This is a genomic window from Kribbella sp. NPDC043289, assembly GCF_056436705.1.
In genome coordinates, this window is sequence record NZ_JBWKCB010000002.1 from 188,880 (window position 1) to 200,756 (window position 11,877).

The 11,877-nt window shown below is 68.4% G+C and carries 12 protein-coding genes; 9 read left to right on the plus strand and 3 right to left on the minus strand.

Going from position 1 to position 11,877, the window contains the following annotated elements:
- Positions 1 to 12 precede the first annotated feature (12 nt).
- The 5 genes from AC0662_RS12780 to AC0662_RS12800 all read left to right on the plus strand — a co-directional run bounded on the left by AC0662_RS12780 (position 13) and on the right by AC0662_RS12800 (position 4,383).
- Positions 13 to 945 carry an RDD family protein gene (locus tag AC0662_RS12780; protein ID WP_452204107.1) on the plus strand — a complete coding sequence of 311 codons (933 nt, stop codon included), beginning with the start codon at positions 13 to 15 and terminating at the stop codon, positions 943 to 945.
- Between the two features lie 273 nt (positions 946 to 1,218).
- The gene (locus AC0662_RS12785; RefSeq protein ID WP_478300467.1) at positions 1,219 to 1,677 is read left to right on the plus strand and encodes a DUF4395 domain-containing protein; all 459 of its coding nucleotides are present in this window, start codon (positions 1,219 to 1,221) and stop codon (positions 1,675 to 1,677) included.
- Between the two features lie 12 nt (positions 1,678 to 1,689).
- The gene (locus AC0662_RS12790) at positions 1,690 to 2,538 is read left to right on the plus strand and encodes a sulfurtransferase (RefSeq protein ID WP_478300469.1); all 849 of its coding nucleotides are present in this window, start codon (positions 1,690 to 1,692) and stop codon (positions 2,536 to 2,538) included.
- Between the two features lie 3 nt (positions 2,539 to 2,541).
- Positions 2,542 to 2,838 carry a DUF1416 domain-containing protein gene (locus tag AC0662_RS12795; protein ID WP_387765733.1) on the plus strand — a complete coding sequence of 99 codons (297 nt, stop codon included), beginning with the start codon at positions 2,542 to 2,544 and terminating at the stop codon, positions 2,836 to 2,838.
- Positions 2,839 to 3,156: 318 nt separating this feature from the next.
- Positions 3,157 to 4,383 carry a choice-of-anchor P family protein gene (locus tag AC0662_RS12800; RefSeq protein ID WP_452204104.1) on the plus strand — a complete coding sequence of 409 codons (1,227 nt, stop codon included), beginning with the start codon at positions 3,157 to 3,159 and terminating at the stop codon, positions 4,381 to 4,383.
- A 119-nt stretch (positions 4,384 to 4,502) separates the two neighbouring features.
- Here AC0662_RS12800 and dtd read toward each other — a convergent pair whose 3' ends face one another.
- Positions 4,503 to 4,928: a D-aminoacyl-tRNA deacylase gene (gene dtd, locus AC0662_RS12805; protein WP_478300472.1), complete on the minus strand. Its 426-nt coding sequence runs from the start codon at positions 4,926 to 4,928 to the stop codon at positions 4,503 to 4,505.
- Between the two features lie 92 nt (positions 4,929 to 5,020).
- Here dtd and AC0662_RS12810 point away from each other — a divergent pair, with 92 nt between their 5' ends.
- Positions 5,021 to 5,845, plus strand: coding sequence for a beta-keto acid cleavage family enzyme (locus tag AC0662_RS12810; protein ID WP_452204102.1), 825 nt, complete (start codon positions 5,021 to 5,023; stop codon positions 5,843 to 5,845).
- 375 nt (positions 5,846 to 6,220) lie between these two features.
- Here AC0662_RS12810 and AC0662_RS12815 read toward each other — a convergent pair whose 3' ends face one another.
- Positions 6,221 to 7,297 (minus strand): molybdopterin-dependent oxidoreductase, encoded by a 1,077-nt coding sequence (locus AC0662_RS12815; protein ID WP_478300474.1) that lies wholly within the window; start codon positions 7,295 to 7,297, stop codon positions 6,221 to 6,223.
- Between the two features lie 209 nt (positions 7,298 to 7,506).
- On the opposite strand from AC0662_RS12815, the gene AC0662_RS12820 reads away from it, so the two are divergent.
- The gene (locus tag AC0662_RS12820; protein ID WP_452204100.1) at positions 7,507 to 8,064 is read left to right on the plus strand and encodes a hypothetical protein; all 558 of its coding nucleotides are present in this window, start codon (positions 7,507 to 7,509) and stop codon (positions 8,062 to 8,064) included.
- 26 nt (positions 8,065 to 8,090) lie between these two features.
- A complete protein-coding gene (locus tag AC0662_RS12825) occupies positions 8,091 to 10,028 on the plus strand; it encodes a hypothetical protein (protein ID WP_478300476.1) in 1,938 nt (645 codons plus the stop codon).
- A gap of 777 nt (positions 10,029 to 10,805) precedes the next feature.
- Here AC0662_RS12825 and AC0662_RS12830 read toward each other — a convergent pair.
- The gene (locus tag AC0662_RS12830) at positions 10,806 to 11,168 is read right to left on the minus strand and encodes a DsrE family protein (RefSeq protein ID WP_478300478.1); all 363 of its coding nucleotides are present in this window, start codon (positions 11,166 to 11,168) and stop codon (positions 10,806 to 10,808) included.
- Between the two features lie 166 nt (positions 11,169 to 11,334).
- Between AC0662_RS12830 and AC0662_RS12835 the strand changes: the two genes are divergently transcribed.
- Positions 11,335 to 11,829: a heme-binding beta-barrel domain-containing protein gene (locus AC0662_RS12835; RefSeq protein ID WP_452204097.1), complete on the plus strand. Its 495-nt coding sequence runs from the start codon at positions 11,335 to 11,337 to the stop codon at positions 11,827 to 11,829.
- The last annotated feature ends 48 nt before the right edge of the window (positions 11,830 to 11,877 follow it).

Consider the following 11,877-nt stretch of genomic DNA (forward strand, 5'->3'; position numbering starts at 1 on the left):
AAGACTCTCCGCGTGACCTCTCCAGCCGGTTGGTACGACGATCCCCAGGACCCCAAGCAGCAGCGGTACTGGGACGGCAGCACCTGGACCGATCAGCGCCGCGCGCAGCAGGGCCCAGCGCCATACCAGGGCCAGTTCGGTCAGGCGGCGCAGCACGGCCAGGTGTACGGCGCCGGCGGCCCAGGGCCTTCGCAGCAAGATCAACCGGTCCCGCAGCCGCGGTACGGGCAGTACGCACCCGGCTACCAACCACCGGCGCCCGGCCAGCCACAGTCACCCGCCCCGCAGCCGTACGGGCAACAGCAGTACGGCCAGCCGCAGTACGGGCAGCCCCAATACGGCCAGCAGTACGGCGGTCATCCGCAGCAGCAAGGTGGTTACGGCTACCCGGGCCAGAAGGTCTACGCGACTCCGGACGGGCAGCCGCTGTCCGGCTGGTGGCGCCGCGTGTGGGCGCACCTCATCGACTCGATCATCATCTGGATCGTCGGCCTGCCGCTCACCGGCTACTTCTACTGGCAGGAGGGCAAGATCCTCCAGGGCTTCCTGACCGACGTGTTCGACGCGGCCGCCGCCGGCACCCCGCAGACGAACACGTCGCTGCCGCCCGAGGTCTACAAGTGGATCATCCCGGCGACGCTCCTGAGCGCGGCGGTCGGCTTCATCTACGAGTACCTGTTCCTGACCAAGAAGGGCGCGACGCCGGGCAAGATGGCGCTCGGCATCGGGGTCCGACTGCGCGATGTGCCTGGTAATCCTCCGGGCTCGGCCGTCGCCAAGCGGTACGGGTTCGAGATCGGGCTCAGCCTGCTCAGCGCGGTCCCGCTGGTCGGGACGCTGTTCAGCTTCCTGGTGCTGCTCGACTACCTCTGGCCGCTCTGGGACGACAAGAAGCAGGCGCTGCACGACAAGGTCGCGAAGACCAACGTGGTGCGCACCCGATAAAGTCCGCAATGTGATCAGTTGTCTCATCTGATGGGACCACGGCGAGCTGGCCTGCCGGGGTTCCGTAGGCTCGATGCGTGGTTTACACGACATGGCTGACGAAGCGCAGGGCAGTGGACAACTGCCGGGTGCGCTCATCGCTGTGTCGTCGCCGCTGACCAGGCGGCGTCCCGAGCGCTGCGGAACCGGTCGCTGAGCACGGTTCCGCGTACGTCGCCTCCCCGCACACCCGGGCGGGATCCGGCTCGACACCCTCCTTTTCCGGGAGTCGTCATGTCCGAACCACAGGCGGCACAGAAGGTCGATCCGCGCGGACTCCGGTTCGCTGCCGGACTGACCACGCTCGTCCTGGCGCTGACGCTCGTCCTGAACAACCCCTGGCCGCTCGCGGTGCAAGCCGTGGTGTTCGCGGCCTCGGTCGCGTTCGGGGTGGGCGCGTCGCCGTACGGGCTGCTGTTCAAGCGGCTGGTCCGGCCTCGGCTGGGCCCGCCGAACGAGCTGGAGGACGCGGCCCCGCCGCGGTTCGCCCAGCTGGTCGGCCTTGTCTTCGCGGTGTTCGGTCTGGTCGGGTACCTGACCGGTTTCACCGTGCTGGGAGTGGTCGCCACCGGATTCGCCCTGGTCGCCGCGTTCGTGAACGCGGCCGTGGGGCTCTGCCTCGGTTGCGAGGCCTATCTGCTGATCCACCGCATCCGTACGCCATCGCGTGACACAACGCCAGCTACCAACTGAGAGGCAGCACACATGAGCAGGGAATCCGCGCTCGTCTCGGCCGACTGGGTCGAGGAGCACAAGAACGACGCTGACGTCGTCCTGATCGAGGTCGACGAAGACGTCTCGGCGTACGACGCCGGCCACATCGCCGGTGCGATCAAGCTGGACTGGAAGGACGACCTGCAGGACGCGGTCCGTCGCGACTTCGTCAACCAGGAGCAGTTCAGCGCGCTGCTGTCCGAGCGTGGCGTGAAGAACGACGACACGGTCGTGCTGTACGGCGGCAACAACAACTGGTTCGCGTCGTACGCGTACTGGTACTTCAAGCTGTACGGACACAGTGACGTCCGGCTGCTCGACGGCGGCCGCAAGCGCTGGGAGCTGGACAGCCGCGAGCTCACCGACGAGGTTGTGAAGCGCGAGGCCACCGAGTACGCGGCGAAGGCCCCGAACCTGGACATCCGCGCCTTCCGCGACGAGGTCAACGACGCCATCGGCGTGAAGAACCTGGTCGACGTGCGCAGCCCTGACGAGTACGCCGGCCGGCTGCTCGCCCCGGCGCACCTCCCGCAGGAGCAGGCGCAGCGTGCGGGTCACATCCCGACCGCGGCGAACATCCCGTGGAGCAAGGCGGCCAACGACGACGGCACCTTCCGCGCCGACGACGAGCTCAAGCAGCTGTACGTCGACGCCGGCGTCGACTTCGGCAAGGACACCATCGCGTACTGCCGGATCGGCGAGCGCTCGGCGCACACCTGGTTCGTGCTGCACGAGATCCTCGGCCAGGAGAACGTGAAGAACTACGACGGATCCTGGACCGAGTGGGGTTCGCTGGTCGGCGTACCCGTTGCCCTCGGCGACGAGCCCGGAAAGGCGTGACACATGTGCGGAGCTAAGCAGGGCGGCCTCGACCTCAAGGGCGTCGACGTCGACAAGGAGGCCGTGATCCAGGGCCAGGTGCTGCGCGGCGAGGAGCCGGTCGGCGGCGCGTACGTGCGGCTGCTGGACGCCACTGGTGAGTTCACGGCCGAGGTGCCGACCTCGGCGACCGGGCACTTCCGGTTCTTCGCGGCGCCGGGCAGCTGGACGCTGCGGACGCTGGCCCCGAAGGCGCAACCGGTCGACCGGCAGGTCGTCGCGCAGTACGGCGAGGTCGCGGAAGTGGCCGTCACCGTCTGAGAAGTCGTTCGTTACTGAAGGTGCCACCACCACCCGAGGTGGCCCACCCTGAAGTAAGCACCGAGGGGCCCGGACCTTGCGCGTCCGGGCCCTTCGGCATGCCTGGGGACGGCCCGGATTCGCTTACATAGCAGAGATTTGCCTCGGTCATCGCATCCGGGTTAAGGGGCGCTGGGCAAGTTTCTCGGTGGTACGGGCGGCAATGTAACGGTTTGATCTCGGAGCGGGGTCACCTCGTCACCTAACGCAGTCGGCTGAGTTGTGTCTGTGTCCTGACCCGCACTTCGGGTCACGTCATCACTCAGGGAGGAGGGGTCAATGCGACCCCGCATCGGATACAAGAAGCTCGCCGCCGTCGGTGTTGCTGCGGTTGTCGGCGTTGCTTCTACGATCGCGCTGACCTCGGGTTCGGCGTCCGCCTCGCCGGTTTTCGGATACAGCGGTTACTCGTACGGGACCGACGTCGAATCCGGTCTGGCGAACAGCGGCCCGCAGGTCATCAGCAAGTTCGGTTGCACCACGGACGCCACCAAGGCTGACAAGAACGACCTTGCCGCGGCGAACGTGAACAACCAGGCGATCGCGCGCACGGTGAAGACCGACACGCACGGCTTCAACGACAAGAGCGGGACGGGCGTCATCAGCACCGCGACGGCCGCCGACGTCAAGGTCGGCAACCTGCTCACGCTGACCGGCGTGAAGACCACCACCACGTCGAAGTACTCGAACGGGCAGCTGTCCTACAGTGGTAGCACCTCGTTCGCGGGCGTGAAGATCGGCGCAATCACGGTGCCGTCGCTGCTGAACCCCAAGCCGAACACCAAGGTCGCCGTTCCGGGCCTCGGCTACATCGTGCTGAACCGTGTCGGCGGCGTGAAGACCGCTTCCGGCATCTACTCGTACGCCCAGGCGGTCGTCCTGCACGCGACGGTGAAGAACCAGTTCATCCCGCAGGGCGTCGACGTCGCGGTCCTGAAGACCCGCGCGGAGATCTCGAAGCCGGCCACCGCGCTGGTGATCGGTTCCGCGTACGGCACCCAGGCCACCGCCGACAAGCTGGCCGTGTCCGGCCCGACGTCCCTTCAGACCACCTGCCAGGGCACTGAGGGCAAGACGGTCAAGGTTGCCGTCGGCGAGCTGAACATCCCGAAGGTTGCCTACGTCGGTGGCGTCTACACCACCAAGAACGGCGCCATCGGCGAGGACAAGTCCTACATCAACTTCACCTCGCACGTCGCGGGCGTGAAGGTGGGCACGCTGTCCATCGGCGCCGTCGAGTCCTCGGCGTCGGCGTGGAAGACCAAGGACGGCAAGGCCGGCGTGAGCTCGTCCTCGAGCATCGCCTCCATCAAGGTCGGCAACAAGACCTACCCGGTCGCCGTCGGCGAGAACAAGACCCTGGACATCCCGGGTGTCGCCAAGCTGACCTTCAACCAGGTCGTGCGGCAGAAGCGCTACATCGAGGTCAACGCCCTGGTCGTCGACGTCTACAGCCTGAACACCAAGGTTGTCGTCGGTCACTCGGCCGCCGGCGTCGTCAGCTGATCTCAGCAGACACGCTCTGAGTCGAACCTCACCGACCCAGAACTCCCGGCCCCCGGATCCCGCACGGATCCGGGGGCCGGTTGTTCGTTTCCCGGTTGTCGTTTCTCAGTGTTCGTTTCTCAGGCGTCCAGGATGAGGGTGACCGGGCCGTCGTTGACCAGCGAGACCGCCATGTCGGCGCCGAAGCGGCCACGTTCGACCTTGGCGCCGAGAGTCTCGAGGCTGGTGCAGAACGCGTCGTAGAGCGGTTCCGAGACCGGCCCGGGGGCCGCCGCACTCCACGAGGGGCGGCGGCCCTTGCGCGTGTCGGCGTACAGGGTGAACTGGCTGATCGCGAGGATCGGGGCCTGTTCGTCGGCGGCGGAGCGTTCGTCGTGCAGGATGCGCAGGGTCCAGATCTTGGCGGCGAGCGCGGCGGCCTTCTCGGGGGTGTCGTCGTGGGTGACACCGAGGAGGACCAATAGTCCGGGCGCATCGATCGCTCCGACCACCTCGCCGTCCACGGTGACCGATGCCTGACTGACTCGCTGTACGACGGCTCTCATGAGGACATCCTCCCTCGCGGGAGATCGTCCGGTGATCGGACCCTGCGACCGGCAAATATCCGTTTCGAAGTGCGATCTGGCAGGATTCGTCCATGGCGTCGACTCTGATCACTGTTGCTCCCACCGGTGCCGAGACCGCGAAGGCGGACTGCCCGGCGTTGCCGACCACGCTCGACGAGTTGGTCGGGACCGCGAAGCGCTGCGAGGCCGCGGGGGCCGCGATGATCCACCTCCACATCCGCGACGGCGAGCACCGGCCGACGCTCGACCTCGGTCGGCTGACCGAGGCCGTCGCCGCGATCCGCGAGAACGCCGCGTTGATCGTCCAGCTCTCCACGGGCGGCGCCGTCACCGACCCGTACGAGAACCGGCTGCGCGTGCTGGACGCCGTACCCGACTCCTGCTCGCTGACCATGGGCACGGTCAACTTCGGCGACGACGTGTTCATGAACCCGTGGCCGTTCGTCACGCAGCTCTTCCAGCTCACCCAGGAGCGCGAGGTCGTTCCGGAGTTCGAGCTGTTCGACCTCGGTCATGTCGCCGCGCTGCACCGGCTGCTGGACAAGTACGGCCTGCCGTACGGCGGTCGCGTGCACTGCGACCTGGTGATGGGCGTCCCCGGCGGCATGCCCGGTACGGCGGACGCGCTTGTTGCCGCCGTCAACGCCCTCCCCGACGCGGTCACGTCGTGGTCCGCCACCGGCATCGGCCGTACGGCGCTGACGGTCGCGCTGGCCGCCCTGTCCAAGGGCGGCAATCTCCGAGTCGGCATGGAGGACACGCTGACGCTCGCGAAGGGTCAGCCGGTCACTCACAACGCGGAGCTCGTCGAACGCGCCGCAACCCTCGCGACGCTGGCCCAGCGTCCGCCGATGTCCCCGGACGAGGCCCGCGACCTGCTGAACGTGAAGCGCTGATCACTCCGACAACGATGATTGTTGCCTCCAGCAAGAGCCAGTCGCGGAGGTAGTCGCGGGGAAGGATCGTCGGGTTGGCTCCGGTTCCCTGCCGTAGCAATAACGGCAGGGCGATCAGGGTGGTGATGCCGACGTACAGCACGGTGGTGCGCAGTGCGCCGACCGTCCGGTGGCGGCCGGGGCCGGTCGACCAACGGGTGACCAGCCAGCCGACGGCGAGGGTCAGTGGGATCAGGAGGAAGTCGTCGGCGATCACGGCGCCGGCCAACCAGATCGGCAGCCTGGCGAGAGCCCCGAGGTCGAGGGCATGGATCAGGCTCCACAGACCCCAGAGTCCGGTCGCAACACCTATGACAGCCAGTCCGATCCGCAGCCTCATGCGATGACCTCCAGCCGGTGAACCCACTTGGTCTGGAGGACGCCGGGCCGGTTCGGAGCGATGATCCGCGCTGGGAACCCGTGGTCGAGCGCGAGCTCACCGCCGTTCAACCTGAGCGCCAGGAGGGTGAGCGGATCGGCCGCGAACTCTGCCGGCAACTCGCTGGTCGCGTAGAACCCGCCCTTCTCCATCGACACCACGCGGACCCGGGACGTCGGTGGGGCGCCGCAGAGTTCGAGGAGATCCCGGATCGGCACGCCTTCCCAGCGCGCTCCCTGACTCCATCCCTCGACGCAGGCGATCGGTAGGTCGGAGCGGCTCTGCGGCAGCGCTCGGAGTTCGTCGAGCGTGTAGGACAGGTGCCGCGGTCCGATGATGGTGAAGCGCCAGTCCGGGGCGATGCCGGTGACGCCGGCGGCTTCCGCCGTACGGTTCACCGGCAGGCCTTGAGGGCCGACGTTCGGTTTGCGGGGCGCGAGAACTGCGACTGGGCCGAGGGTCGGTGCGGACTGGCCGACCGACGTGATGCCTACGAGAGTCGCGGCGCCGGCGACGGTTCGGAACAGGCCGCGGCGGGTCAGTCCGGTGATTGCCGGTGGCAGCGATTCCGGTGCGAGTTCCGGCGTACGGCGCCAGTGGGTGCGGATCAGGGGCAGTTTGACGGCGAGGTGCACCAGGAGTGCGCCGACGATGATCCATGCGAGGGCGTAGTGGGTCTGGCGGAAAGGGAACGGCCAGGGGTACCACTGCAGGGTGTTGAGGAAGCCGATGAACAGTTCGAGCGCCAGGGTCGAGACAAGGACGAGGATCGAACCGCGCTCAAGGAGGGATGCCACAGCCTTGCGGCTGGTCTTGAACAGTTTCGGGTAGACCGTCCACAACTTTGCCAGCAGCAACGGGACTGCCACGGTCCCGCTCAGGACGTGCAGGCCCTGAGTGACGCGGTACAGGTTGGCCGGACGGCTCGGCAGGTGGAGCCACGTGGGGGTGTCCTGCTGGAAGTGGCTGTACAGCCCGGTCAGGAAGCAGACCGCCACCGCGATCCCGAGCCAGCGGCCGATCACCGTCGCCACCCGCGGATGGTGCAGGGGCGAGGGGAACGACCTCTCCGTCGGCTTCATGTTTCCACTACAACTCAGCAGGAGCAGCGTGTACGGCGTTCCGCGGTTACTGCTCGCGAACGGCGTCCGAGAATCCGTTATCCACAGGCGCGCAGTGATCGGCGGTTGGTGGTACCGATCCGGGCATACTCTGGGCCAACACGTGAGAGGAGTGTGGCGGAGTGAAGACGCAGGAGCGGTCGTCCGAGGACGACGAGCGCGCGATGGCGGATCTGGCCGAGGTCGTCGACTGGCGATCGATCTGGGGGCCGCCGGCCACCGGCATGGACGCGATCCGTGCCCTGGTCAATCGCGTCACCGCCGCCACCGGCTGGCGTCCCTGGGCGCCAGGCAACATCGACCCCGATCGTTACACCTGGGGCCTTGTCACACCGCGCGAAACGGTGATGCTCGTGCTGCCCGACGCCGTCCTGCCGGAGAGTCCCCGCAGCGGCTGGTCGGCGTACGACATCGCTGCTGACGAGCTGTCACTGGCCGAGGACGGCCTGGACGACCACTGGCCGGAGCAGCTCGAGCTCGCCCGCCAATACTGGGGGCCGCCGGTCTTCGTCGGCCCGGGGGACGATCTCCGCATCCCGCTCGAGTGGCGCGGTCGCCGGCGGCATCTGGCCGTGTGGCTCAAGCCGGGAGCCGAGTTCCATCTGTTCGCGTCTCAGCCGGGACCGGAGGACACCACAGCCGGCTTCGCCTACTCCGTCTACGCCAGCGAGGTGGCCTGATGACAGAGGTACATGCTGAAGACCTGATGGACGAGCTCCAACGCTCGATACAGCAGGTGCTCAGAGTCTTGAGGCAGGCCGAGCGGATCGCCGGGCGCAAGTTCAGCACCGGGCAGTTGCGCCGCGCCGGCATCGAGGAAGCCCTGAATCGCCACCGCAACAGGCCCCTTCAGCAAGGACAGACCGACCCCCGCGCGGGCACCCAGACCATCGAGCGTCAGGTTGCGGAAGCCGAGCGGCGGGCCGCATCTCTCGAGGCTGAGGCAGCGAACCTGCGCGGCCAGCGCGACGACCTCCGGCGCGAGCAGCAGGCCAACGAGACGGAGCGCGCGCAGGATCAGCGGGACGGGGACGCGAACGCCCTCAACGACGTCGACGGGGACCACATCCCCGACGACTACGAGCGCCGCGTCGAGGGCGAGAACCAGGCCGCAGCCGACGACCGGGCCAGGGACGACGCCGAGGCCGATGCCGAGACGGACCAGGCGATCGACGACCGCGCGGCGGACCGGGACCGCGACGACGCGGATCGGAAGCGCGACGAGGACCAGAGGCGCGCCCAGGAGTCCCGTGACGGGATAGACCCCGCGACCGCGGCGACCGCCGCCGGCGCCGTGGCTGCGGCCGACGAGCTCGACGACCGGCTGGAAGAAGACCAGCTCGCCAACGACCTCCAGGACCAGCAGGACCAGCAGGAGCAGCAGGATCTCGAGCAGGACCAGGACCCGGCGACGCAGCCCGAGAACTTGGAGCAGGCTGAGGCCGCGCAGGACCAGCAGGATCCGGAGGTGGCCGAGCAGTCCGCGCTAGACCCGGAAGCCCAGCGCCAGCAAGAGGACCTGCAGCAGGAGCAGCAAGAGCAACAGGACCAGCAGGAGCCCGGGCAGGATCAGGATCCGGCGACGCAGCCCGAGAACTTGGAGCAGGCCGAGGCTGCCCAGGACCAGCAGGATGCGGAGGTGGCTGAGCAGGCCGCGCTGGACCCGGAAGCCCAGCGCCAGCAGCAGGAGCAACAAGAGCAGCAGGAGCCCGGGCAGGATCAGGACCCGGCAACCCAGCCCCAGAACCTGGAGCAGGCCGAGGCCGAGCAGGGCCAGCCGGACAACGCGCAGCAGACCGACCTGACCCAAGAGCCGCAAGCCCCAGCTCAAGATGAGCAGGCCGACCTCGCGCAGGACCAGCAGACCGACGTCACGCAAGGCCAGGACCGCGACCAGGCGCACGAGCAGGATGTGCCTGCGCAGGACCCGCGCACCGACCTGGCCCAGGACGAGCAGGCGCAGGCTGATCTGGCGGAGCAGCAGGACCTTGGATCAGACACTGCGCGGCAAACCGACCTGGCCCAGGGCGAGCAGGCGCCGGCGCAGGACGTCCAGACCCAGGACGGCCAGACGCAGCAGGTAGACACCGCTCAGCAGGTCGACTCGGCTCGGCAGGTCGACTCGGCTCAGCAGGTTGACACGACGCAGCAGGCGGACACGGCTCAGCAGGCGGATACGTCGCAGCAGGTGGACACGGCCGAGCAGGGGACGCAGGGCGGTGAGCAGGCTCCGAGCCAGGTCGGACAGCAGCAACAGCAACCGCAGATGTCTGTGCCGGACGCGCAGCAAGCCAGCAGCAAGGTCAACAACGCAGTCGAGTCGCAGGCGGACCTTGGTGGCGAAGGCCCGGGCGACCAGCAGAGCGGTCAGGGAAACCAGGAACAGCAGGAGCCGCCCCAGCCCGCCGAGGAACCGCTGCTCGACCAGTACCGCCAGAGCGGCAAGGGGACGACCGGCCCGGGCCAGCAGATCCCGCAAGGCGAGCGGGACACGCTGGAGAACTCGACCAGCGGAGTCGCTCATGCCTCCGGTGCAACCCGCGAAAGCGGCGTTGCGACCAACGGCGAGCGCCCCGACCACATGCGCGGCGACCGCTCCCGCGACGACCGCGGCCGAGGCAACGACGGCGGCCGCGAACGCTGACCAACAACGCGCCACCCGGCGATCTCGCGAACCAACAACGCCCACCCGGCGAGCTCGCTAACCATCACCGCTGACACCCAGCCCGGCGGTCACGGCCTCCGCCCGTGACCGCCGCGTCTATAACCCCAGCCCACCAACACGGCGCCCGGGGGAACTCGCAGGTCACCGAAACTGCGCTGCCCGGCGCCAGCAGCCGCGGTCATCCTCCGCGCCCGGCGCTGTCCGCGAACGCGGACCACCACACCGACGACCCGGCAACGCCCGCCCGGCAAGGCCCGCCCGGCAACGCCCGCCCGGCAACGCTGCGGGGTTAGCGACACCTTGCCCAGCGGCGCTTGCCGGGCACCGAACATGCCCGTTGGTGTAGGCGCCCAGCGCCGTCATCCGTGCGTGCTGTCGCCTGTGGCGGGCCAACAGCACCAGTCGGCCCGGGGGTCCGGATGGGCGGTTCGCAGGGCTCGTTTCGTCGGTCGTTCGGCAACCGGGCTGTGTTTCGCAGGTGCTCGTCGCCGAGTCGTGGCGATTGGCGGCTCCAGCGACCGTCGAGTCGTGGCTCGCGGCTGTTGAACCGCGACCGCCCTCCACGAGTCGGCGAATCAGCGTTCCGGGGTCCGCTGAGGGCGGGCTGTCCGGCGACGGTGCCGGCCGATGACGGAGCAGTGGTGTGCGGTGGTGTGCGGTGGTGGTGCGCGCGGAGACCGCAGGTGGGAAGAGCGGCGGTGGGTGGTCGTGCGTGGGAGGGCGGCTGGTGTGGCGCCGGGTGGGGTGTGGCTGGGGTTAGTAGACGATTGCCTGCACGCCGTCGGTGAGGATTTCTTCGGTGAAGGCGGGGGCGCCGGCTATTCGGGTGTGGGGGATGAGGTCGGGCTCGGTGAGGTTGCGGCGTTTGGCGCACTGGGTGCAGACGGTGAGTTGGCCGCCTTCGAGGACCGCCGCGAGCAGGTCGGCGAGTGGCGCGGCGTGCGGGAGGCCGAAGGCCTCGGCCCGACCGGGTACGGCGAACCAGACGGCCTCGCCCGTGAGCCAGAGGGAGACCGTCGCGCCGGCGGCGACCGCGGAGGCGGCGACTGTGAAGGCCTGGTTGGCGCGCTCGGGTTCGTCGGCGCCTGCGGTCAGTTTGATCACCAGCGTGCGGGACATCACGCCACGGTAGCCGAACGTCGACGTACCCATCCTCTAGACTGACGGACGTGCTGCACGTCGTCTTCACCTCGCTGCTGATCCTGGTCTGTGTGTTCATGGGCTGGTTCTCGGCATTTGTCGTCTACCGGCTGTACCGCGGCCGCAACGCGAGCTGAGTGATCCGATGGCGTTCGAGATCCCGCAGGACCTGCATCCCGACCTGGTGCCGCTCGCTTGGCTGCTCGGTCGCTGGGAGGGCCGCGGGCACGGCGACTACCCAACCATCGAGAAGTTCGAGTTCGGTCAGCAGATCGACTTCACCCACAACGGGAAGCCGTACCTGCATTACGTGAGCCAGACGTTCGTCGTCGGCGAGGACGGGACCAAGCAGCGCCCGCTGGCCGTCGAGACCGGCTTCTGGCGCCCGCAGCCCGACAACAAGGTCGAGGTTATCCTCGCCCACCCGACCGGCATCGCCGAGATCTGGTACGGCGACATCGACGGCGCGAAGATCGAACTGCAGACCGACGTGGTCGCGCGCACCGTCACCGCGAAGGAAGTCACCGCCGGTCACCGCCTCTACGGCCTCGTCAACGGCGAGCTCCTGTGGGCGTACGACATGGCCGCCGAAGGCCAGGCCCTCCAGCCCCACCTTTGGGCAACCCTCGTCCGCTCGTAGCCTCGTCCAGAGAGCTCGGTTCAGCAGGAGCCCAGGCCAGAGTGCTCG